Genomic DNA, 22678 nt, shown 5'->3' on the forward strand with positions numbered 1-22678 from the left:
GTCCTAACCCGCCGTCCCCAACCCGGCATCGCGTGCAATGGCCACCGCCTCCGCGCGGCTCCTCGCCCGGAGCTTCGCCAGGACGTCGCTCACCCGGTTCCGTACCGTCTTCTCCGACAGCACCAACCGCCGGGCGATCGACGGGTTGTCCAGCCCCTGGGCCAGCAAGTCGAGGACTTCGCGCTCGCGGTCGGTGAGCTGCGGGAAAGGCACCGCTCCGCGGGTGTGCGCCGGGGCGCCCGCGAAGAACGCCAGGACCCGCTGGGCGATGCGCGGGCCGAATACCGCCTCGCCGCGGGCCACGCCGAGGATCGCGCGGCGGATGTCGTCGCCGTCGTCCTCCTTCAGCAGGTAGCCGCGGGCGCCCGCGCGCAGCGCGGCGAACACCGAGTCGTCGTCCTCGTCCATCGTCAGGACGATCACCGCGGTCGCCGGGTGTGCGGTGCCGATGCGGGCGGTGGCCTCCAGGCCGCCCATGCCGGGCATGCGCAGGTCCATGAGGACCACGTCGGGTGCCAGGCGTTCGACTTCCGCCAGGGCCTCGGCGCCGTCCGCGGCTTGGCCGACGACATCCAGGTCGTCGAGGTCCTCCAGCACCGTGACCATGCCCGCGCGGAACACCGGGTGATCGTCGACCACCAGCACTCGGACTGTGCTGCTCGGGTTGCTCACTGTTCCTGTCCTCCCGGGAGGCTCGCTCGGATGATGGTGCCGCCGCCGGGCGTCGGCAGGACGTCGACGCGGCCGCCGACTTCGCCCGCGCGCTCGCCCATGCTGCGCAGGCCGACGCCGGCGTGCGGATGGACGGGCATGCCGCAGCCGTTGTCGGCTACCTCGACGACGAGCGTCCCGGCGCGGACGGCGGCGGACAGCCGCAGCTCCCCGGCCGCGCTGTGCCGGACGGCGTTGTTGACGGCCTCCGCGGCGATCGCGTACGCGGCGACTTCGACCGCGGCGGGCAGGGTGTCCAGGCCGGGGCCGAGGTCGACGGTGCAGTGCGGCGTCTCGTACCCCGCGACCAAGTCGCGCAGCGCGCCGGCGACCCCCAGCTGGTCGAGGATCGGCGGCCGCAACCCGTGCACCACCGACCGCAGGTCGGTGACGGTCTGCCGGAGCCGGTCGCGGATGCCGCGGGCGCGGTCGGCCAGGTCGGGGTGGCCGGCGCCGTCGATGCGGCGGGCGAGGGAGTCGAGTTGGTGCGCGGTGCCGGCGAGGGACGGGCCGACGCCGTCGTGGAGGTCGGCCCGCAGGCGGCGGCGTTCCTCCTCGCGCGCCACGACGATGCGGGCACGGCTGCGGGCGACGTCGGCAACGAGGCCTGCCGCGTAGGCGAGGGTCGCGGCGCGGGCGGCGACTTCCTCGACGGCGGCCTGTTCCTCCGGGGTCCAGCGTTCGTTGCCGGGCCGCAGGCCGACGTGGAGTTCGCCGATGTCCTGGCCCAGCGCGGGCGCGGGGACGACCCGCCAGCCCGCCACCGGGTCGCCGCTGACCGCCTGCACACCGCCGTGCCCGTGGAACGCGACGTACGGCAGCCGCAGCGCTTTCCGCAGTGCGTCGACGAGCCGCTGCAGTGCCTCGGTGGGTTCGGACGCGGGCGCGACATGCCGTCCGACGCGGGCGACGACCGCGTACGGGTCGTACCGGTGCCCGAACAGCCACCGGTCGACGCCCTTCTGCACCGCGTCCCGCCCGAACGCGGCCAGCAGCGCGACCACCGCGACCGCCACGATGCCCACCGTCGACTTCGGCGCGAAGTGGCCGACCCCGAGCACCAGTCCCGCGTACGCGCCGACCATCAGCGCGGTCAGCACGATGAACACGACGGTCCGGTTGAGGACCACGACCACGTCGAACATGCGGTACCGCAGCATGGCGACGGCGATGCCGACCGGCGGGCACAGCAGCCCGAGCGCGAACAAGCCCTCGGTGAGCTGCCACCCGGTGAGGATGAACGACACCGCCCAGAAGAGCATCATGCCGATGCCGCCGAGGGCCAGCCAATGCAGTTGCGCCCGCTGCACTCCCACGGCGCGCTTGGTGCGCACGATCACCGACCCGGCGGCCAGCAGTGTGCCCGGAAACAGCGTCGTGAACGCGACGACGACGACGATGTAGCGCAGCCAGCCGGTGCCGGGGATGCCGAGCGGATTGGCGGCTTCCTCGGTGACGTCGACCGATCCTTCGTGCAGCATCGCGGCCAGCGCCGCGATCCCGGCCAGCGCGAAGATCCCGTACGCGGCGAACCGCCAGCGCGGGCCCGGCAGATGCCCGTCCGGGAACAGCAGGAGCAGCATCGGCACGACGACGAAGTACTGCGTGAACCCCCATGTCCCCAGCCACAGCGCGGCACTGCCGCCGGGCAGCGGCGCGTCCGCTATGCGTGCGGAGGTCACGCCGTACAGCGATATCAGCAGGTAGGGGCCGTACGACGCGGGCACCATCAGCAGCCAGCCCACCGGATTCCGCGGCCGCCCCCGCACCACGAATGCCCCGATCACCGGCCACGCCGACCCCAGCACCACGTCGCCGTACGACAACGGCATCAGGTCGACGCGCCGCCCCACCCACGCATGGCACAGCGGATACACGGCCATCGACACGACCGACACCACCGCGAGCACCGCCGCCACCCGCACCAGCACCCGCTCGGGAACCCGCCGGACGGCGGCACGGATGCGGCCGACGGGCGGATCTGCGGAGAGGAGTTCGACAGCTGTCGGGGGGAGTACCGGGGCCGGGTCGGCGAGCCGGGAGCGGCCGGCGGTGCCGTTCGCCCGGGTGGGGATCGCGGCAGCCGCGCCGGTCGCAAGCGCGGGAGCCGTGTCCGCCGCGGACGCCGTCGGGTCGGCGTCGTCGGCCGCCGCTGCCGGTGCGGTGCTCTCACGTGGCGCAGCCGTGCGGCGTGTCCCACCGGTGGCCAAGGCCTTGGGATCGGCCGATGCGGTCTCCGAACCTGCGAGCGCGCCGGTCGTCGGCGCGGCCGCGTTCCCGCCCGCAGCCGCCAGCGCCGCCGACCCCTCGCCCACGGCGGCATCGTCGGGCGCTCGGTGCGGGAGTGGGCTGGTCACACGGTCATGCTGCCGCAGTGCCGCGGCGCTCGACAGACGGCCCGGGGGGGAATCCCGGGGATCGGGGGCGGATGTCCCTGGCGCCCGGGACGCCGTGCCTCGGACAGTGGGAACGTCACCGGGCAAGGCGTCCGGTACGAAGCCGCCAGGGGGGACGCAAGTCCGGCGGCGGACATGTGTGGGGGGAGAAACCACATGACGTACACGGAATCCACGCCTGTCGGCGGGCGTGCCGGGGCGGGGGAGGCCCCGGCACGCCGGATCCTGTGGCCGCTGACGGGGGCGGCCGCCGGACTTCTCGGTCTGGTGTCGACGGTCTTCTTGGACGTCCGCGCCGGGCAGAGCGGCGAACTCGACGAGATGACGATCGCCAAGGTCGACGACATCGACGTGCTGTACTCGCGCCTCGGCTTCCTCGGCGGCTTCATGACCGTCGCGCTGCTGCTGGTGACCGCCGCGGCATGGCGCCGGCACGTCGAGCCGCGGGTGCCGGGCAGCACGGCGGCGCGCGTGGTGGCGAGCGGGCTCAACGCCGCGGCCGGGGCCCTGACGCTCGGCTACGGCTGGAAGGGCGCCATGGCCATCTACGGCAAGGGCGGGCCCGAGGACGACGCCTTCGACCAGCAGGGCCGCTACGTCTACTACATGCTCAACGACTTCGGCGCCTGGATCGGCTGGTTCGCGGTGCTGGTGGCGGCCGGGGGCATCGCGTGGATGGCGCTGCGCGAGCGCACCGTGTCGCGGTGGATCGGCTGGTTCACCGTGGCGGCCATGCTGCCGCCGGTGGTCGGCTTCGTGGTCATGTCGGTGCCGGGGCTCGGCGCCATGACGATGCCGATCTGGATGGCCGTCGCCTTCACGGGACTCGCACTGGGGAAGAGCACCATCACGCGCTGACCGGCGCGCCTGCCGGGGAGGGCAGGAGGCGGAGGCACCGCAGCCGGGAGCACCCGCGAAGGCCGAAGAACCCATGAGACCCCGAGTCGTTCGCGCAACCCGCGCGGCCGACTCGGGGTCTCCACACATGCCTGGGAGACGCGCCCGAGCCCCGAATCGGCTCCGCTGCCGACCGGGAAAAGGAGGACGCGGGTCGCGGTTGCGGCGGGTGGGATGGTGCGGTGTCGATAAGGGATCGGCAGGGGGAGAACACGAGGGCGTGGCTCAGGGGCACGGGGCACAGGGGGACAGGGGCGCAGACGCCTGGGGGTTCCGGGTGAGGCGGAGATGTCAGCCCCGACCGCCATCCTGGAACCCGTCGCCAGGCCTTCCCACCCCTGGCGGCCTCGTCCGTTCCGTCGAATTCGGGGGCTGTCCGTGACCACTTCCGCACCCACGACTCCGGCCGCCGATGCCGTGCTCCGTCCGCATGCCGAGCAGGCGTTCGCCGCGGAACTGGCCGCGCTCGCGGCCGCCGACGACCGGCCGCGGCCGGCGCGCTGGAACCTGTCGCCGTGGGCGGTCGCCACGTATCTGCTGGGCGGGGTGCTGCCGGACGGGACCGTGATCAGCCCGAAGTACGTCGGCCCGCGCCGCATCGTCGAGGTCGCCGTCACGACCCTGGTCACCGACCGCGCGCTACTGCTGATCGGCGTCCCGGGCACGGCCAAGACGTGGGTGTCGGAGCATCTCGCGGCGGCGATCTGCGGCGACTCGACGCTGCTCGTGCAGGGCACCGCGGGCACGCCCGAGGAAGCCATCCGCTACGGCTGGAACTACGCCCGGCTCCTCGCCCACGGCCCGAGCCGCGACGCGCTCGTGCCCGGCCCGGTGATGCGCGCCATGGCGGAAGGCCGCATCGCGCGCGTCGAGGAACTCACCCGCATCCCCGCGGACGTGCAGGACACGCTCATCACGATCCTGTCCGAGAAGACCCTGCCGGTCCCCGAACTCTCCGACGAGGTCCAGGCCGTCCGCGGCTTCAACCTCATCGCGACCGCCAACGACCGGGACCGCGGGGTCAACGACCTGTCGAGCGCGCTGCGCCGCCGGTTCAACACCGTCGTGCTGCCGCTGCCCGCCACCGCCGACGACGAGATCGACATCGTCGCCCGGCGCGTCGCCCAGCTCGGCGCCTCGCTGGAACTCCCGCGGATCGAGGCCGCGCACGCCGAACTCCGGCGCGTCGTCACGGTTTTCCGGGAGCTGCGGGCGGGCCTGACCGAGGACGGCCGCACCAAGGTCAAGTCGCCGTCCGGGACGTTGTCCACCGCCGAGGCGATCTCCGTGGTGACCGGCGGTCTCGCGCTCGCCGCGCACTTCGGCGACGGGGTGCTGCGGCCGTCCGACACCGCGGCGGGGATCCTCGGCGCGGTCGTCAAGGACCCGTCGGCGGACAGCGTGGTGTGGCGCGAGTACCTGGAGACCGTCGTCCGGTCGCGCGACGGCTGGCAGGACTTCTACCGGGCGTGCCGCGAAGCGGGTGCCGCCTGATGCCGAAGCCGGCGAAGGCGAAGGCGCCCCGGCGGCCGCACCTGCTCGGGGTCCGCCACCACGGGCCCGGCTCGGCCCGCGCGGTCGCCGCGGCACTCGCCGCCACCGCGCCGGACATCGTCCTGGTCGAGGGCCCGCCCGAGGCCGACCTGCTGCTGTCCTACGCCGCCGACCCGGAGATGGTGCCGCCCGTCGCCCTGCTCGCCCACGCGAAGGACGACCCCGGGCAGGCCGGGTTCTGGCCGTACGCCGAATTCAGCCCCGAATGGGCCGCCATCCGCTACGCCCTCGACCACGGCGTCCCGGTCCGTTTCATCGATCTCCCGGCCGGCTGCGGCTTCGCCCTCGACCGGGCCCGCGCCGCCCGGCGGAACGCCGCACCGCAACCGGATCCCGAGCCGACGCGCCCCCCTGACGCCCCTGACGCCCCTGACACCACGGAAACCCCGGACACTTCACACCCGCCGATACCCGGTGAAAGCCATCGCACCGACCCCATCGCCGTCCTCGCCCGCGTCGCCGGACACGACGACCCGGAACGCTGGTGGGAGGACGCCGTCGAGCACCAGGCCGGCGGCGCCGACCCGCTCGCCCCCTTCGCGCTGCTCGCCGAAGCGATGGGCGCGCTGCGCGAACCGTCGTCGGCACCCGGGCCCGCCGACCCCGACGGGCCCGTGGCGACCGCAGAAGACGCCGAGACCGCCGAAACCACGGAGACCGCGGAAACCGCCGAGGATCTCCCCGACCTCGAAGCCGCCCGCGAAGCACACATGCGCCTCGCGATCGACACCGCCTACCGGCAGGGCTTCCGCGAGGTCGCGGTGGTGTGCGGCGCCTGGCATGTCCCCGCGCTCGCCGCGTCCCGCCCGGTGGCCGCAGACCGCGCCGTGCTGGCGCCGTTCGCCGCACTCGTGCGCGGCGGGGCACTGCCGCGCGTCAAGGTCGAGACGACGTGGGTGCCGTGGACGTACCGCCGCCTCGGACAGGCCTCCGGCTACGGCGCGGGCGTGCCGTCGCCCGGCTGGTACCACCACCTGTTCGCCACGGACGACCGCGAACGGCTGCTGCCCGCCTGGTTCGTGCGCGTCGCCGAGCTGTTCCGCGCGGCGGGCCGCCCCGTGTCGCCCGCGCACGTCATCGAGGCGGTCCGGCACGCCGAGACGCTCGCCGCGCTGCGCGGCCGTCCGCTCGCCGGGCTCGACGAGACCCTCGAAGCGGTCCGCGCGGTCATGTGCGACGGCGACGACGCCCCGCTCGCGCTCGTCCACGACGACATCGTGGTCGGCGACCGCATCGGCACCGTCCCCGCGACCGTGCCCGCCGTTCCGCTGCAGCGCGACCTCGACGTGCAGCGCAAACGGCTCTCCCTCACCCTGGCCGACCGCAAGCTCGAACTCGACCTGCGCAAGACCCTGGACGCCGACCGCAGCCGCCTGTTCACGCGGCTCACCCTCCTCGACATCCCGTGGGGCACGCCGACCGCGTCCCGGCGCGGTACCGGCACCTTCCGGGAGACCTGGACGCTCGTCTGGCAGCCCGAACTCGCCATCCGGGTCGCCGAAGCGGGCGTGTGGGGCACCACCGTCCTCGGTGCGGCGACCGCGCACGCCGTCGAACTCGCGGCATGCGCGGGCTCCCTCGCCGACCTCACCGCGGTCGCCGAGCAGTGCCTGCAGGCCGACCTGCCCGACGCGCTGCCGCCGGTGATGCGCGCCCTCCAGGACAAGGCCGCGCTCGGCACCGACGTCGCGGGCCTGGCCGAAGCCCTCCCCGCACTCGTCCGCGCCCTGCGCTACGGCGACGTCCGCGGCACCGACACCGCCGCCCTGGCGACCGTCGCCGACGGCCTGCTGCTGCGTATCTGCGTCGGCCTGGTCCCGGCCTGCGCCGGGCTCGACGGCGACGGCGCCCGCGACATGCGCCGCCACCTCGACGCCGTCCACGACGCGGTGCAACTCCTCGCCACCACAGACACGACAGGCACGACAGACACGGCAGCCACCGCGGACACCGCCGAGACGCACAGCACGCGGACCGCCGACCCACGCGACGACTGGTACGCCGCCCTCACCCGCCTCGCCGAGCGCCCCGACCTGCCCGGCCTCCTCACCGGCCGCGCCGTGCGCCTGCTGCTGGACGCCGGCCGCCTCACCGCCGCCGACGCCGCCCCGCGCATGTCCCGGGCGCTGACCCGCGGCACCCCCTTCCGGGACGCCGCCGGGTGGATCGAAGGCTTCCTCGCCGGCGGCGGCCTGGTCCTCGTGCACGACGACGCGCTGCTCGCACTGATCGACGCGTGGGTCGCGGACATCCCCGGCGACGCGTTCACCGACGTCCTGCCGCTGCTGCGCCGCACGTTCGCCACCTTCGCCGCCCCCGAACGCCGCACCCTCGGCGAACGCCTCCGCGCCCCCGGCACCGCCGCACGCGGCGACGACGGACCGCCCCTGCCGTTCGACCCCGCCCGCGCGGACGCCGTGCTCCCGCTGGCCGCCTACCTGCTCGGAGCCGCCCGATGACCGCCGCACCCGGCACGCACCCCGCGGGCCTTCCCGACGCCGAGCGCCTGCGCCGCTGGCGCCTGATCCTCGGCGGCGACGCGGACGGCACCGGGACCGCCCTCACCGGCCAGGACCGCCGCATCGACGAGACCCTCGCCGCGCTCTACCGGCCCGCCCCGGCGGACGGCGGCGGCCGCGGCGGCGGGCAGCGCGCGGCCGGGCTCGGCGCGTCCGCCCCGTCGGTGGCGCGCTGGCTCGGCGACATCCGCGAATACTTCCCGAGCGGCGTCGTGCAGATCCTCCAGCAGGACGCCATCGAACGCCTCGACCTCACCCGGCTCCTCCTCGAACCGGAAATGCTGGAGGCCGTCGAACCCGACGTCCACCTCGTCGGGACGCTCCTCTCGCTCAACCGGCTCATGCCCGAGAACGCCAAGGAAGCCGCCCGCGCCGTGGTCCGCCGCGTCGTCGACGACCTCGAACAGCGCATCGCCCAGCGCACCCGCAGCCTCGTGCAAGGCGCCCTCGACCGGTCCGCGCGGATCCACCGCCCCCGGCACCGCGACATCGACTGGAACGCCACGATCCGCGCCAACCTCAAGCACTACCAAGCCGACCACCGCACCGTCGTCCCGGAACGCCTGGTCGGCTACGGGCGGCAGCGGCACGGCGTGCAGAAAGACGTCGTGCTGTGCATCGACCAGTCCGGGTCGATGGCCGCGTCCGTCGTCTACGCGTCGGTGTTCGGCGCCGTCCTCGCCTCGATGCGGTCGCTGCGCACGTCGCTCGTCGTGTTCGACACGTCCGTCGTCGACCTCACCGAGCAGCTGACCGACCCGGTCGACGTGCTGTTCGGCACCCAGCTCGGCGGCGGCACCGACATCAACCGCGCCCTCGCCTACTGCGAGACCCTGGTGACCCGCCCCGCCGACACGATCGTCGTGCTGGTCAGCGACCTGTACGAGGGCGGCGTCCGGCAGGAGATGCTGCGCCGGGTCGCCGCGATGCAGCGCGCGGGCGTGCGGGTGATCACCCTGCTGGCGCTGTCCGACGAGGGCGCGCCCGCGTACGACCACGAGAACGCGGCGGCGCTCGCCGCGCTCGGCAGCCCCGCGTTCGCGTGCACCCCCGACCTGTTCCCGGAAGTCATGGCCGCCGCCGTGCAGGGCACCCCGCTGCCCGTTCCGGAGGGTTGACCGCGCAATCGGGACGTGGGCTGCGCCACACTGCGGCGGCTTGCCGAGGCCGGAGGGTGCACGCGCGTGCCGGGTACGCAACGATGGATGGGGTGTAAACGGGACGTATCCGGCCCGGTGCGGAGGCCGGTCCCGGACGGCGGCGCGACACGTCGGGCGATGTGATCAAGCCCCCGGTTCTGACCACGCCCCTGCCCCGGTTACTCTGCAAGGCGGATCAGCCGCGCGTACGGACGCCGTCCACCAGAGGTTCCTGGGGGCGAGCCATCCTGGCCTCCATCGGACCTTCATGGTCGACGAACGTGGCGCGAGATGTCTTCCGACAACAACCGCGATCACAAGGACGGACGCGCGTGGACCTGTTCGAGTACCAGGCGAGGGACCTCTTCGCCAAGCACGGGGTGCCTGTTCTCCCCGGTGAAGTCGTCGACACCCCTGAGGCCGCGCGCGCCGCGACCGAGCGCCTGGGCGGCAAGGCCGTTGTCAAGGCCCAGGTCAAGGTCGGCGGCCGTGGCAAGGCCGGTGGCGTCAAGCTGGCGTTCAGCCCGGACGAGGCGGTCGAGAAGGCCACCGACATCCTCGGCATGGACATCAAGGGCCACACCGTCCACAAGGTGATGCTGGCGGGTCTCGGCGAGATCGCGGAGGAGTACTACGTCTCCTTCCTTCTCGACCGCACCAACCGCACCTTCCTCGCCATGGCGTCCGTCGAGGGCGGCATGGAGATCGAAGAGGTCGCGGCGACCAAGCCCGAGGCGCTCGCCAAGATCGCGGTCGACGCGAACGAGGGCGTGACCGAGGCCAAGGCCCGCGAGATCGTCGAGGCCGCGAAGTTCCCGGCCGAGCTGCACGACCAGATCGTCGAGGTCCTCAAGAGCCTGTGGACCGTCTTCATCAAGGAAGACGCCACGCTGGTCGAGGTCAACCCGCTGATCAAGTCCGGCGAGGGCAAGATCATCGCGCTCGACGGCAAGGTCTCGCTCGACGAGAACGCCGACTTCCGCCAGCCGGAGCACGCGGCGCTCGAGGACAAGGACGCGGCCGACCCGCTCGAGGCGGCGGCCAAGGCCAAGGGCCTCAACTACGTCAAGCTCGACGGCGAGGTCGGCATCATCGGCAACGGCGCGGGTCTCGTCATGAGCACCCTCGACGTGGTCGCGTACGCCGGTGAGAAGCACGCCGGCGTCAAGCCCGCCAACTTCCTCGACATCGGCGGCGGCGCGTCGGCCGAGGTCATGGCGAACGGCCTGGAGATCATCCTCGGCGACCCGGCCGTCCGCTCGGTCTTCGTCAACGTGTTCGGCGGCATCACCGCGTGCGACGCGGTCGCCAACGGCATCGTGCAGGCGCTCGAGCTGCTGAAGAGCAAGGGCGAAGCGGTCGACAAGCCGCTGGTCGTCCGCCTCGACGGCAACAACGCCGAGCTCGGCCGGCAGATCCTGACCGACGCCAACCACCCGCTCGTGCAGCAGGTGGACACCATGGACGGCGCGGCCGACCGTGCCGCCGAGCTCGCGGCTGCGAAGTAAGGGAGCCTGAACTCACATGGCTATCTTCCTGACCAAGGACAGCAAGGTCATCGTCCAGGGCATGACCGGCTCGGAGGGTACGAAGCACACCCGCCGCATGCTGGCGTCCGGCACGAACATCGTCGGCGGCGTGAACCCGCGCAAGGCCGGCGAGAAGGTCGACTTCGACGGCACCGAGGTACCGGTGTTCGGCACCGTCGCCGAGGCCATGGAGGCCACCGGCGCGGACGTCACGGTCATCTTCGTCCCGCCGAAGTTCACCAAGGACGCGGTCGTCGAGGCGATCGAGGCGGAGATCGCCCTCGCGGTCGTCATCACCGAAGGCGTGCCGGTCCACGACACGGCGTCGTTCTGGGCGCTCGCCGGCGCCAAGGGCAACAAGACCCGCATCATCGGCCCGAACTGCCCCGGCCTCATCACGCCGGGCCAGTCGAACGCCGGCATCATCCCGGCCGACATCACCAAGCCGGGCCGCATCGGCCTGGTGTCGAAGTCGGGCACGCTGACGTATCAGATGATGTACGAGCTGCGCGACATCGGCTTCTCGACCGCGGTCGGCATCGGCGGCGACCCGATCATCGGCACCACGCACATCGACTGCCTCCAGGCGTTCCAGGACGACCCGGACACCGACGCGATCGTGATGATCGGCGAGATCGGCGGCGACGCCGAAGAGCGTGCCGCGGCGTACATCAAGGAGCACATCACGAAGCCGGTCGTCGGCTACGTGGCGGGCTTCACCGCGCCCGAGGGCAAGACGATGGGCCACGCCGGCGCCATCGTGTCCGGCTCGGCCGGCACCGCCCAGGCGAAGAAGGACGCGCTCGAAGAGGTCGGCGTCAAGGTCGGCAAGACGCCGTCCGAGACCGCCCGTCTCATGCGCGCGATCATGGAGGGCTGACAAGCCCCCGCAGGCCGGCGCCGCACGCGACGGCCGAACGCCCCCGCCGGGATTCCGGCGGGGGCGTTCGCATGCCCGGCCCTGGGGGTTCCGCGGTTGCCGGGGCCGGCCGGTCAGCGGGAGTACTCGGTGATCTTGTCGACCTGGGCGTCGTCGTCGTAGTGCAGTTGGAACGTCGCCTTGGCGAGGCCGCCCTGGGCGAGTCTCTCGAGGAACTTCGGCGGGTCGACGAGCATGGGCTCGCGGTTGCCGAAGGACTTCTCGCCGCGGATGGTCACCTGTTCGGCGAGCGGCACTTCGCGGAGCGGCGGCACGCTCGCGGTGCCGTCGCCGACCCGGGCGGTGCCGACGGTCAGGAAGGTGCCGCCGTCGTGGTCGGCGGCGCTCTGGACGGTGACCAGCTCGTACATGCCGTCCGGCACGTCCTGGGCGCGCGCGGTCGTGTGCCCGAAGCGGAAGTCGCGCGGCCGGTCCGTGGCGTCGGCCCGCAGGGGGTCGCCCGCGGCGGCCCGCGCGGCCAGCGACCGCTGGACTTCCGCCCGTACGTCGGGGAGCTTCCCCGGGCTCGCCATGCCGGCGACCGCGAACCCGCCGAGCGCCAGAACGCCGGCGGACACAACGCCGACCAGCACACCCGTCCGCACCCGTGCCCCGGTGCGCACCGTGGGGGCGGCGCGCAGCTTCGGCCGGTACCGGCCGGTCAGGTCGGCCATCACGGCCTGCAGCCGCTCGTGGGCTGCCGGCGAGTCCGGGTCGGGACCGGTCAATTCGCCCACGCGCCGGGCGAGTTGGTGGTTGCCGCGGGAGATCCGGTCGACCGTGGTGCCGGTCGTCGCCTCGGTTTCGACCGCGACCTGTTCGGCGGACATGCCGAGGTGGTGCCGCAGCACCACGGCCCGGCGGCGCCGGGCGGGCAGCCGGCGCAGGGCCCGCAGCAGCGCGACGTCGGCCGACCAGGCCCGGTCGGCGGCCGCGGCGGCGTCGGTGTCGCCGGTGAGGTCGGGGACGTCGGGTACGGTCCCGTCCGACGCGGGCGCGGGGGGCTCGTCCGCGGACTGCTCGGGTGCCTCACGGCGGACCTTGCGGGCGATGCCGTCCGCGCGCGGTATCCACGCCCCGATCCGGTGCCCGCCACGGTGCAGGTGGTCCAAGGCCATGTCGGAGGCGAGCATGCGGACCCAGGCGTCGGGGTCGGGCAGCGTCTCGACGGTGTCCCATTCGGCGAAGGCGCGGGCGTAGGCGCGGTACGTCACGTGTTCGGCGCGGTGCGGGCTCGCGGTGAGCAGGTAGACGTGGCGGGCGACATCCGCGGCGGTCCGGTCGTAGAACGCGTCGAAGCCCGCGGTGTCCATGCCTGCCGTACTCCTGTCGCCGGGACGCGCGTTGGTGCGCGCAGGATCGTCGGAAGGCTGCGGTTACCCCGACGGGCGAATTGTCATGCAATATGCCTGATGATTTCGGAGAGAATCCGCCGATAAGCGGTCGGAATCGGCCGACACGGGCGGAGCGAACGCCATATACCGGGCGGATCGCCCTCGCGTTGGCAGCATGAGTTCTCGTGAGCGACACCCCTGTACCCGCCGCACAGGACCCCGCCGCCCAGGACCTTGCGGACGCGCCGGAGAGGCCGGAGACCCCGGAGACCCCGGAGACCTCGGAGACCGAGGGTTCCCGGGATCTCCCCGACGGCGCCGAGCCGTTCGACGACGCCGCGCGCGGCGTCCACACCCAGGCCGCCTTCGACGGCGCGCTCGCCGGACTCGCCGCGGCCGGCCTCGGCGTCGGCATCGCGGTGGCGCCGGTGCTCGCCGCCGTGGTCGCGGACGCCCTCGCCGGAGGCTTCGGCGATCCGGGCGGGATCCTGCGCACCGCAGGCCAGATCTGGCTCGCCGCGCACCGCGTCGGACTCGACGTGGCGGGCGACGGGCCGGACGGCTCGGTGCGCCTCGGCATCGTCCCGCTCGGCGTGACCGTGCCCGTGCTGGTCGTGTTGGTCCGGGCCGGCCGCCGGTGCGCGGGGCCGCCCGGCGGCGAACCGCGCGAACCGAAGGCGGCGCTCGTCGCGCTCGGCGCCTGCACGGCGGTGTACGCCGCGCTCGCCTATCTCGCCGCCGTGGTCGCCGCCACCCCCGCGATCCAGCCGGTGCGCGAACGCGCCCCCGTCGCCGCCGCCACCGCCGTGGCCGTGGCGGGGGTTTACGGCCTTCTCCGGGCCGGTGCGTTCCGGACCCTCCCGGACCGGCTGCCGCCGTCGGCCGCCGACCGCCTGCGCCCGTACGCCGTCCCGGCCCGCGCGGCCCTCCGCGCCGGAACCGCCGCGGCGTGCGCGCTGGCATGCGGCGGCGCGCTCATCGTGGTCGCCTCGCTGCTGCGGCACGGCGGCGATGTGACCCGGCTGGCCGACCGCGTCGCGCAAGGAGCGCCGGACATGTTCGCGCTGGCGCTGCTGTGCGTCGCGCTGCTGCCGAACGCCGTGGTGTGCGCGGTCGCCTACGCGTCCGGCGCGGGCTTCGCGGTCGGCGTCGGCACCACCGTCGCGCCCACGGCGGTCAGCCTCGGCGCGGTGCCCGCGCTGCCGCTGCTGGGCACGCTGCCGACCGGCACGTCGACGCTGGGCTGGTGCACCACGGCGGTCCCGGCCGCCGCGGGGATCGTCGCCGGGCTCGTCGCGGCGCGCGGCGTTCCCGCGGGACGGCTCGGCACCGCGGCCGGCGCCGCCGCCCTGTCCGGGCCGGTGGCCGGACTGTTCGCCGCCGCGGCGGCGTGGCTCGCGACCGGCGCGGCGGGCGCGCACCGGCTGACCCGGGTCGGCCCGCACGTGTGGACGACCGCCGGCCTGGTGGCCGCCGAAGTCGCGGTCGTCGCCACCGTGGTCGCGCTCGCGGCGGCCTGGCAGCGGTGGCGCATGGTCCGTGCCGCGGCGCAGGTCGCCACGGCCGTGGTGACGGTGCCGGGCCAGGGCGCGCACCCGACGGTGTGACGGGCAGCCCCTCAGGGGCCGCCGTCAGAACAGCGTTTGGTCCACGTCGTTGATGTTGTCCCGCAGGTAGCTCGGCAGTTCCTGCTTGCACGACTGCTCGGCGGTCTTGGTCAGCGCCGCGTCCATGCAGTCGTAGTAGTCCTGGTGCGACCACCGGAAGCTCCACACGCTGAGCACCCACACGATCGCCATGAGCCCGGTGACCAGGCCCACCATCGCGCCCGGCGGGCGTGTGACGGTGCCGCGCGCGGTTTGCGGCGCCACCACGGCGGGGCGGTCGACGCGGCGCGCCGGACCCGGGTGGTGGGCCGTACCGCCGGGGCCCTGCTCGACCCGCGGGCCGACCCGCGGCGCGGACGTGCCGCGCAGCGTCCGCACACCGAGCACCACCGCGGCGACGCCCATGACGATGCCGATCTCCTGGGACACCATCAGTCCGAAGAGCAGCGCCCACAGGCCGAGCCACATCGCGATCCGGGCGTTCCGGCGGCGCGGGTCGGCGGGCTTCTGCTCGTCGCGGTCCCGGTCGCGGTCCGGACGCTGCTCCTGGCGCGGCCGGCCCCACGGGTCGCGCTGCTCCGGCTCCGGGTTCGGCCCCGAGCCGCCCGAGCCGCCCGAGCCGCCCGCGCTCGGGACGTTCCACGGCGCGGCGGGCGGGCGGTCGGGTGCGCCCTCCGGCGGCGGGGCGTAAGGGTCCCGTTCGTCGGTGTCGTTGCCGGTATTCATCAGCGTGCCCGCCCTCGTCGTGCCGGATCCCCAAGGGGCACCCGCCTGCCTTGCCTCACGCGCGTACATCCCACGCCTGGCGCCGTCCAGCAGAGTGCCCTACCTCCGTGCCGCAGGCCTGGCTGTGTCGAGCCGGCCGAAGTGAACGTTTACCCCGGGATGGTACGTGTGCGCGCCGCCCGCGGATCGCGCGCGGGCGGCAATCCGCGGACGCGGTCCCCGGCCGCCGCCGGGCGGCCCGCCCGGACCCGCCGCGACCCGTCGGCGGGCGTGCGGCGGCTCCCGGGTTCGGTACCCCGTACCCCGTGACGCTATCGTTGCTGACGATCGGGCACCGCCCGCGTGTTCCCGGACCCCCGTACCGCCTTCGTGCGGGACCGCGGGGCAGGCGCCGCGCCGGCGGGCCGCGTGGCCGCCGCGCCGCCGATCGCCACCGTTCGCCCCCCTGGTCGGAGAGAGCCCCGCAGTGGCCGTACACGCCCCGCGCACCCCCGGGCCCGCGCGGCTCGTCGTCCTGGTTTCCGGCTCCGGCTCCAACCTGCAGGCGCTCCTCGACGCTGCCGCCGACCCCGCCTACGGGGCCGAGATCGTCGCCGTGGGCGCGGACCGCGCGGACATCCTCGGGCTGGCCCGGGCGGAGAAGGCCGGGGTTCCGACGTTCGTCGTCAAGGTCGCGGACTTCGCGGACCGCGCCGCGTGGGACCGCGCGCTCGCCGACGCGGTCGCGGCGTACACCCCCGACCTGGTCGTGTCGGCCGGCTTCATGAAGATCCTCGGGCCCGAGTTCCTACGCCGCTATGACGAGCGCACCCTCAACACCCACCCCGCGCTGCTGCCGTCGTTCCCGGGCGCGCACGGCGTCCGCGACGCGCTGGCGTACGGCGCGAAGGTCACCGGCTGCACCGTCCACTTCGTCGACGCCGGCGTCGACACCGGCCCGATCGTCGCCCAAGGCGTCGTCGCGGTCGAACCGGACGACGACGCGGACGGCGGCGAAGCCCTGCACGAGCGCATCAAGACAGTCGAGCGCTCCCTGCTCGTCGACATCGTGGGCCGCCTCGCCCGCGAGGGTTACCGCATCGAAGCTCGAAAGGTCAGATTCGGATCATGAGCACCCCTGACAGCTCCCCGAACAAGCGTCCGATCCGCCGCGCGCTGGTCAGCGTGTACGACAAGACCGGGCTTGAGGGGCTCGCCCAGGGGCTGCATGCCGCCGGGGTCGAACTCGTCTCGACCGGCTCCACGGCCGGCAAGATCGCCGCGGCCGGCGTCCCGGTCACCAAGGTCGAGGAGCTGACCGGCTTCCCCGAGTGCCTCGACGGCCGGGTCAAGACCCTGCACCCGCGCGTGCACGCGGGCATCCTCGCGGACCTGCGCCTGGAGTCGCACCGCGCGCAGCTCGACGAGCTGGGCGTCGCGCCGTTCGACCTCGTGGTGGTCAACCTCTACCCGTTCGAGGCGACCGTCGCGTCGGGCGCCACCCCGGACGAGTGCGTCGAGCAGATCGACATCGGCGGCCCGTCGATGGTGCGTGCCGCGGCCAAGAACCACCCGTCCGTCGCGGTGGTCACCAGCCCGGACCGGTACGCGGACGTGCTCGCCGCGGCCGCCGACGGCGGTTTCGACCTGGCGACCCGCAAGCGCCTCGCGGGCGAGGCGTTCGCGCACACCGCCGCGTACGACGTCGCCGTCGCGTCCTGGTTCTCCGGCGTGTACGCACCGGTCGACGACCAGCAGTTCCCGGCCTTCGTCGGCTCCGCCGAGCAGCGCCGTGCGGTCCTGCGGTACGGCGAGAACCCGCACCAGGGTGCCGCGGTGTACAGCAGCGGCTCCGGCGGGCTCGCGGGCGCCGAGCAGCTGCACGGCAAGGAGATGTCCTACAACAACTACGTGGACACCGACGCCGCGCGCCGCGCCGCCTACGACCACGAGGCCCCGTGCGTCGCGATCATCAAGCACGCCAACCCGTGCGGCATCGCGATCGGCGCGGACGTGGCCGAGGCGCACCGCCTGGCCCACGAGTGCGACCCGGTGTCGGCGTACGGCGGCGTGATCGCGGTCAACCGCCCGGTGTCGCTGGCGATGGCCGAGCAGGTCGCGGAGATCTTCACCGAGGTCATCGTGGCCCCGGACTACGAGGACGGCGCCGTCGAGGCGCTGGCCCGCAAGAAGAACATCCGGGTGCTGCGCGCTCCCGAAGCCCCGGTCTCCCCGGTCGAGTTCCGGCAGATCGACGGCGGGCTGCTGCTCCAGGAGACGGACCGCTTCCAGGCGACCGGCGACGACCCGGCCACCTGGACCCTGGCCACCGGCGAGGCCGCGGACGAGGCGACGCTGCGCGACCTGGCGTTCGCGTGGCGCTCGGTGCGTGCGGTGAAGTCGAACGCGATCCTGCTGGCGTCCGGCGGCGCCACGGTCGGCGTGGGCATGGGCCAGGTCAACCGGGTCGACTCGGCGCGCCTGTCGGTGCAGCGGGCGGGGGAGCGGGCGCTCGGCGCGGTCGCCGCGTCCGACGCGTTCTTCCCGTTCCCGGACGGCCTCGAGGTGCTGGTCGAGGCCGGTGTGAAGGCCGTGGTGCAGCCGGGTGGTTCGGTGCGCGACGAGCTGGTCGTCGAGGCGGCCCGCAAGGCCGGCATCACGATGTACTTCACCGGCACGCGGCACTTCTTCCACTGAGCCGCCGCATGGCCGCCGAACCGAGCGGCTGATCCCGGGAGTTGTCCCGCGGGATGACGAACGGCGAAGGGCCCGGACACGCACTGCGTGTCCGGGCCCTTCGGTTGTGCGGGTCTCCCGGTACTACCGGGCTGTCACGCGCTTACTGGGCCGTGCGGCGCCGCACGACGAAGAACACCAGGCCGCCGCCGAGCAGCAGCACCGCGCCGCCGGTCATGTACAGCGTGGAGTTGGAGCCGTTGCCACCGGTCTGGGCCAGCTCCGGACCGCTCGGCGCGGGAGACGCCGCGGGGGCGGTGGTCGGCGGGGTGCCGCCGCCGCCCGTGGTCGAGGCCGGCTTGCAGTCCACGACGCCGGTGAATTCCTTGAGGACCTTGTTGTCCGGACCGACGATCTTGATGTCGTACTTCTGGTCCTCCGCGACCTTCACCAGCTGCTTGACCGTGCCGCCGTTCTTCGCGACCACGGTCTGCTTGCCGTCGAGCGTGAAGGTGAAGTCCTCGTCGCCCTTGTTCGTCGCGGTGATCTCGACGCCGCCCTCGTCGCACTTCTCGTCGGCGGTGAACGCCGGGAGGGCGCCGGAGGTCGCCCACTTCGCGGTGCCGTCGGCGGTGGCCTTGACCGGCGTGCTGCCGGCCAGGATCAGGAGCTGCGAGGCGACGCTCTGGCCGTTGCGGACGCCCTTGAAGACGCGGCCGACGTCGACGCTGGAGCTGCCGGAGACCTCGAAGGTCGCCTCGCCCTTCTTGCTGTCCGCCGGAGGCTTGACGTACAGCTCGTCGCCGTTGCCGACCTTGGCGGTGATCTCCTTGCCGTCCTTGCCGACCAGCTTGGTGCCCGCCGGAGCGTCCTTGATCTTGGCGGTGATGTCCTTGCCGCCGGCGGTGGTCTTGACGGTGAACGGCCCCACGCCCGGGTTGTCGGACGGCTTGCCGGAGAGGTCGTCCTTCTCCAGGCTCAGCGAGAACTTGGTGCCCTCGCCCGGCTCGACCTTGGCGTTCTGGACCAGCCAGTCGTAGACCTTCTTGACGTCCGGGTCGTTCTTCTTGTCACCCGGGTCGAGGTCGGCGTGGTCGCTGAAGTGCCAGATGGCGGCCTGCGTCGCGGCCCCCGCCTCGCTCTCGTTGAGGCCCGACGCGCCGGTGGCGGCCTTGAGCTGGTCGACCGTCTTGGTCGGGTACGAGTTCAGCAGGATCCACTTGACCTTGCCGCCGTCGTCGGCGCGCTTGCCGAGCCAGGTGTCGTCCCACTTGCCTTCGGCGTAGTTGTCGCCCTGGCCGACCGGGTTCTCCAGGTCGATGCAGTAGACCGAGAGCGTCGGCGCCCCCGAACCCTTGACCTGGAGGTTCATGAGCCCGGCCGGAATGTCCTTCTCGCCGTGGCCGGTGAGCTTGACCTTGTTGGTCTGCCCGGAGGCCATGCCCTTGTACGTGGCCTGCACGCCGTCGTCGGCCATGGCGGGCGCGGCCGCTGCGAGAGCGGCCACGGTCGCCAGAGCCGACGCTGCGGTGATTGCGGACAGCCGGGCCGCCGTCCTGCGTTCTTGAATGCGGATCATCTGGCGCTTCCCCTCGAATTCACGCCCGAAACGACGCGTTGCAGCTTAGGGGCGGATCGCTACACGTCCGGAGAATTGTCACAGCCTTGTTCCAAGGGTTTTACCTTCTTAAGGCAGCGGGTATTGAATTTCCACTGACCAATCGGTCTGTCGACAAATCTCGAAGTAAATGCGCGTCGGGAATTACGCGGGCGATTCGTCCGGATAGGAACGGGAAAAGGCCCCGCCGACTGGCGGGGCCCTTTCCGGCGGCTAAGCCGGATATCCGTCCGGGTGCGGTCGGATCACCGCAAACCCGGCGGGTGTCACGACTGGTGGCGTCCGCGGCGGCGGCTCAGCACGACCGCTCCGCCGCCGGCCAGCAGCAGCGCACCCGCGGCACCGGCGATGAGCGCGGTGTTCGAGTCGTTGCCGCCGGTTTCGGCGAGGTCCTGGCTGTTCGACACCGGAAGCCACGGGACCTCGATCTCCGGGCTGGTGCCGCCGTCGACGATCGGCGTGGCCGGCGGCTTGCTGCCCGACGGCGACGCCTCGGTCGCGGGCGCGGAGGGCGCGGAGGACGTGGTGGCCGGGGCCGCGGACGTGGCGGGCGCCGAGGTGGCCGGGGCCGAGGTGGCGGGCGCCGACGTGGTCGCCGGGGCCGTGGTCGGCGGCTCGGAGGTCTCCGGGGCCTTGGTGGTCGGCGCCTCGGTCGGCGGAGCCGTGGTGGCCGGAGCCGTGGTGGCCGGGGCGGTCGTCGCCGGAGCGGTGGTGGCCGGGGCCGTGGTCGGCGGGGTGGTCGGCTCGGTCGGGGTCTCGACGCAGTCGAGCGTGTTCGCGAACGTCTCGGAGAAGCCGCCCGGGCCGGTCACCTTGACGCTGTACGCGGTGTCCTCGGCGACCTTGACGAACTCGCGCTTCTCGGAGTCGCCCGGGACGGTGACCTTCTTGCCGTTGACGCTGAAGTCCGCCGGCCCGTCGCCGGTGTTCTTCAGCGTGACCGCCACGCCGCCCTCGACGCAGTCCTCCTTGAAGGCCGCGGACGGGACCGGCACCGCCTGGTGCGTCCACTTGACGGTGGCCGACGCGCTGGTCGAGAACGGCTGCGAGCCGGCCGCGATCAGCGTCTGGGTCTGCTTGCGGCTGTCGCCGAGGAACACGCGGCCGATGTTGACGCCGGCCTTCGTGGTGGCGGAGATCTTCGCCTCGCCCGGCTTCTGGCTCTTCGGCACCTTGACGTACAGCTCGGTGCCGTCCGCCGCCGAGTCGACCGGCTTGCCGGACTTGTCGACGAGCTGGACGCCGTCCGCCGGCTTGCCGTCGAGCTTGACCGCGACCGGCTCGGTGCCGGTGGTCTTGACGGTGACCGGGCCGACGCCCGGGGTGTCGCCGTCCTTGCCGGAGACGGTGCTCGGCGTCAGCGACAGCGAGGCGCCGGGCTCGTTGGCGTCACCGGAGTTCGCCTTGCCGGTGAGGTAGTCGTACAGCTCGACGACGTCGTCGTCGTTCCACCAGTCGGACAGGTCGGCGCCGTTGGCGTAGTGCCAGATGGCCGCCTGGGTCGCCTCGACCGCCTCCTGCGCGCTGAGGCCCTTGTTCGGCTTGAACCCGGCGGACTTGGCCAGCGCGTCGAGGTCCTTGACCTTCGGGTACGAGTGGTTCAGCACCCAGTTGATCTTCGCGACCTTCGCGGTGTCCTTGAGCCAGGACTCCGCCCACGTGCCCTCGCGGTAGTCGGCGTTCCGCTGCAGCTTGGTCTCGAGGTCGATGCAGTAGACCAGCAGCTCGGGGCTCTGCGGCCCGCCGGTGCTGAGTACCATCAGCTCGGTCGAGAAGGTGCCGCGGCCCTTGAGGGTCACGTCGCCCTTCGTATCCTTGACCGCGCCCTGGAACCGCAGCCCACCCTGGTCGGCGTACGCGGCGGGCGACATGCCGATCACGGCGACGGCCGCCAGGCCCGTCGCGGCGCATGCCGAACCTGCGCGGGATATGCCCCGTATCGTCCGAAACATGAAAAAGAGGTCTCCTCGCGAAAGAACGCGGCTAACAGCTGCCCGGGCTCGTCACCGGGCGCGCGGCCCCCCAGCCGTCGATTCTCAAAGAATCAAGGTCGCGGCAGATTAAGTCAATTCGCGCGGCGGCGAATTCCCGGGGTGGCTTTCGGGAACGCGCGGGAAAAACACCATCGGCGGCGATCCGTGCGGATCGCCGACGATAATGCAGGCAAATATGTGTTTGTCCGTTTTGCCGGGCCGGCCGTCGGTCGGTCCGGGTCAGCCGGCTTTGACCACCACGGTGCTCGTCACCTTGTCGGCGAACGTCTGCTTCTTCGCGTCCCACAGCGGCCACAGGTAGCCGATCCCGCACGAGATGCTGTCCAGGAAGTGCGCCAGGCGCCGGACGAACGCCATGCCGAAGCCCAGCGTCGAGCCGTCCGCCTCGCGCAGCACGCGGATGCCGACGGCCTTCTTGCCGATGGTCTGGCCGGTCTTGCCCTCCTTGTAGAGCTGCCACAGCATGAAGGCGAACACGATCAGACCGCCGATGACCACCAGCACGATCGGGCCCGGGCCGCCCTCGTACGTCATGGTCTCGTTGCCGTTGATGTCGACTTCGCCGGTCTTCTCCATCTTGGAGAACAGCCAGATGTAGCCGGCGATCATGGGTATGCCGACCAGGACCCCGACGAGCGCGTCCACGAAGGTGCCGCCGACCCGGCTGCCCCAGCCGGCCAGCATCTCGGGCGGCGGCCCGTAGCCGTAGCCGGGCGCGCCGTAGCCCGGGGCGGGGGCGCCGTAGCCGGGGGCGCCGTAACCGGGCTGGTCGTATCCGGGCTGGCCGTACGCCGGGGCGCCGTAGGCAGGCGCGCCGTAGCCGGGCGGGGGAGGGGGCTGCTGGCCGTACGGCTGCTGCCCGTAGGGGTTGTCCGGTCCCGGGGGCATGCCCATGGGTCCCTCCGATCGGTTCGTCCGCGCGGGGCGGTGCGGCCCGCGGTCGGGCACGCCGTGGCTCGGCAAGGTAGCGGTCCCCGGCGGCGGGCGGCAGTGTCTTGGCCGACCGTGATGCCACAGCTACGCACAAAGCACGTATCGGCGGAAGATTCACTACGATTTGCTGTGCTTTGTTGTGAATCG

At 73.0% G+C, this 22678-nt stretch carries 16 protein-coding genes; 9 read left to right on the forward strand and 7 right to left on the reverse strand.

Annotation, left to right across the window (positions count from 1 at the left end; genetic code table 11):
- Nucleotides 1-3: 3 nt before the first annotated feature.
- Both ABEA93_RS03140 and ABEA93_RS03145 read right to left on the reverse strand, forming a co-directional pair.
- Nucleotides 4-672, reverse strand: a complete 669-nt coding sequence (locus ABEA93_RS03140) for a response regulator (RefSeq protein ID WP_345673680.1) — start codon at nt 670-672, stop codon at nt 4-6.
- Nucleotides 669-3068, reverse strand: coding sequence for a sensor histidine kinase (locus ABEA93_RS03145; protein WP_345673681.1), 2400 nt, complete (start codon nt 3066-3068; stop codon nt 669-671). Before ABEA93_RS03145 ends, ABEA93_RS03140 begins: the two co-directional genes overlap by 4 nt.
- 195 nt (nt 3069-3263) lie before the next feature.
- Here ABEA93_RS03145 and ABEA93_RS03150 point away from each other — a divergent pair, with 195 nt between their 5' ends.
- From ABEA93_RS03150 to sucD, 6 genes are all read left to right on the forward strand, one after another.
- Nucleotides 3264-3965 carry a hypothetical protein gene (locus ABEA93_RS03150; RefSeq protein ID WP_345673682.1) on the forward strand — a complete coding sequence of 234 codons (702 nt, stop codon included), beginning with the start codon at nt 3264-3266 and terminating at the stop codon, nt 3963-3965.
- A 411-nt stretch (nt 3966-4376) separates the two neighbouring features.
- Nucleotides 4377-5498: an ATP-binding protein gene (locus ABEA93_RS03155; RefSeq protein WP_345673912.1), complete on the forward strand. Its 1122-nt coding sequence runs from the start codon at nt 4377-4379 to the stop codon at nt 5496-5498.
- Complete coding sequence (locus tag ABEA93_RS03160; protein ID WP_345673683.1) at nt 5498-8017, forward strand: DUF5682 family protein; 2520 nt, start codon at nt 5498-5500, stop codon at nt 8015-8017. The genes ABEA93_RS03155 and ABEA93_RS03160 overlap by 1 nt, the downstream gene beginning before the upstream one ends.
- Nucleotides 8014-9195 (forward strand): VWA domain-containing protein, encoded by a 1182-nt coding sequence (locus ABEA93_RS03165; protein ID WP_345673684.1) that lies wholly within the window; start codon nt 8014-8016, stop codon nt 9193-9195. Before ABEA93_RS03160 ends, ABEA93_RS03165 begins: the two co-directional genes overlap by 4 nt.
- A 353-nt stretch (nt 9196-9548) precedes the next feature.
- Complete coding sequence (sucC, locus tag ABEA93_RS03170; RefSeq protein ID WP_345673685.1) at nt 9549-10724, forward strand: ADP-forming succinate--CoA ligase subunit beta; 1176 nt, start codon at nt 9549-9551, stop codon at nt 10722-10724.
- A 16-nt stretch (nt 10725-10740) separates the two neighbouring features.
- Entirely contained in the window at nt 10741-11625 is an 885-nt protein-coding gene (gene sucD, locus ABEA93_RS03175; RefSeq protein WP_345673686.1) for a succinate--CoA ligase subunit alpha, read from the forward strand.
- Between the two features lie 113 nt (nt 11626-11738).
- Here sucD and ABEA93_RS03180 read toward each other — a convergent pair whose 3' ends face one another.
- A complete protein-coding gene (locus ABEA93_RS03180) occupies nt 11739-12977 on the reverse strand; it encodes an RNA polymerase sigma factor (protein WP_345673687.1) in 1239 nt (412 codons plus the stop codon).
- 206 nt (nt 12978-13183) lie between these two features.
- Here ABEA93_RS03180 and ABEA93_RS03185 point away from each other — a divergent pair, with 206 nt between their 5' ends.
- Nucleotides 13184-14605, forward strand: coding sequence for a cell division protein PerM (locus ABEA93_RS03185; protein WP_345673688.1), 1422 nt, complete (start codon nt 13184-13186; stop codon nt 14603-14605).
- 24 nt (nt 14606-14629) lie between these two features.
- On the opposite strand, the gene ABEA93_RS03190 is transcribed toward ABEA93_RS03185, so the two are convergent.
- On the reverse strand, nt 14630-15331 hold the full coding sequence (locus tag ABEA93_RS03190) for a hypothetical protein (RefSeq protein ID WP_345673690.1): 702 nt from the start codon (nt 15329-15331) through the stop codon (nt 14630-14632).
- A gap of 466 nt (nt 15332-15797) precedes the next feature.
- Here ABEA93_RS03190 and purN point away from each other — a divergent pair, with 466 nt between their 5' ends.
- Entirely contained in the window at nt 15798-16442 is a 645-nt protein-coding gene (gene purN / locus ABEA93_RS03195; protein WP_345673691.1) for a phosphoribosylglycinamide formyltransferase, read from the forward strand.
- Nucleotides 16439-18007 carry a bifunctional phosphoribosylaminoimidazolecarboxamide formyltransferase/IMP cyclohydrolase gene (purH, locus tag ABEA93_RS03200; RefSeq protein WP_345673692.1) on the forward strand — a complete coding sequence of 523 codons (1569 nt, stop codon included), beginning with the start codon at nt 16439-16441 and terminating at the stop codon, nt 18005-18007. Before purN ends, purH begins: the two co-directional genes overlap by 4 nt.
- A gap of 142 nt (nt 18008-18149) precedes the next feature.
- Here the strand turns inward: purH and ABEA93_RS03205 are convergent, their stop codons facing one another.
- The 3 genes from ABEA93_RS03205 to ABEA93_RS03215 all read right to left on the reverse strand — a co-directional run bounded on the left by ABEA93_RS03205 (nt 18150) and on the right by ABEA93_RS03215 (nt 22492).
- Nucleotides 18150-19565, reverse strand: a complete 1416-nt coding sequence (locus tag ABEA93_RS03205; protein ID WP_345673693.1) for a thioester domain-containing protein — start codon at nt 19563-19565, stop codon at nt 18150-18152.
- 305 nt (nt 19566-19870) lie between these two features.
- Nucleotides 19871-21556: a thioester domain-containing protein gene (locus tag ABEA93_RS03210; RefSeq protein WP_345673694.1), complete on the reverse strand. Its 1686-nt coding sequence runs from the start codon at nt 21554-21556 to the stop codon at nt 19871-19873.
- Nucleotides 21557-21817: 261 nt separating this feature from the next.
- On the reverse strand, nt 21818-22492 hold the full coding sequence (locus ABEA93_RS03215) for an RDD family protein (protein ID WP_425584789.1): 675 nt from the start codon (nt 22490-22492) through the stop codon (nt 21818-21820).
- Nucleotides 22493-22678 lie beyond the last annotated feature (186 nt).

This window comes from Yinghuangia aomiensis (genome assembly GCF_039542225.1).
Classification (GTDB): domain Bacteria; phylum Actinomycetota; class Actinomycetes; order Streptomycetales; family Streptomycetaceae; genus Yinghuangia; species Yinghuangia aomiensis.

Excerpts from the sequence above, each read along its gene's own strand:
- ABEA93_RS03210 (WP_345673694.1), bottom strand. The coding sequence starts at position 21,556 with ATGTTTCGGACGATACGGGGCATATCCCGCGCAGGTTCGGCATGCGCC.
- ABEA93_RS03180 (WP_345673687.1), bottom strand. The coding sequence starts at position 12,977 with ATGGACACCGCGGGCTTCGACGCGTTCTACGACCGGACCGCCGCGGAT.
- ABEA93_RS03165 (WP_345673684.1), top strand. The coding sequence starts at position 8,014 with ATGACCGCCGCACCCGGCACGCACCCCGCGGGCCTTCCCGACGCCGAG.
- purH (WP_345673692.1), top strand. The coding sequence starts at position 16,439 with ATGAGCACCCCTGACAGCTCCCCGAACAAGCGTCCGATCCGCCGCGCG.
- sucD (WP_345673686.1), top strand. The coding sequence starts at position 10,741 with ATGGCTATCTTCCTGACCAAGGACAGCAAGGTCATCGTCCAGGGCATG.
- ABEA93_RS03160 (WP_345673683.1), top strand. The coding sequence starts at position 5,498 with ATGCCGAAGCCGGCGAAGGCGAAGGCGCCCCGGCGGCCGCACCTGCTC.
- ABEA93_RS03150 (WP_345673682.1), top strand. The coding sequence starts at position 3,264 with ATGACGTACACGGAATCCACGCCTGTCGGCGGGCGTGCCGGGGCGGGG.
- ABEA93_RS03205 (WP_345673693.1), bottom strand. The coding sequence starts at position 19,565 with ATGATCCGCATTCAAGAACGCAGGACGGCGGCCCGGCTGTCCGCAATC.
- ABEA93_RS03215 (WP_425584789.1), bottom strand. The coding sequence starts at position 22,492 with ATGGGCATGCCCCCGGGACCGGACAACCCCTACGGGCAGCAGCCGTAC.
- ABEA93_RS03190 (WP_345673690.1), bottom strand. The coding sequence starts at position 15,331 with ATGAATACCGGCAACGACACCGACGAACGGGACCCTTACGCCCCGCCG.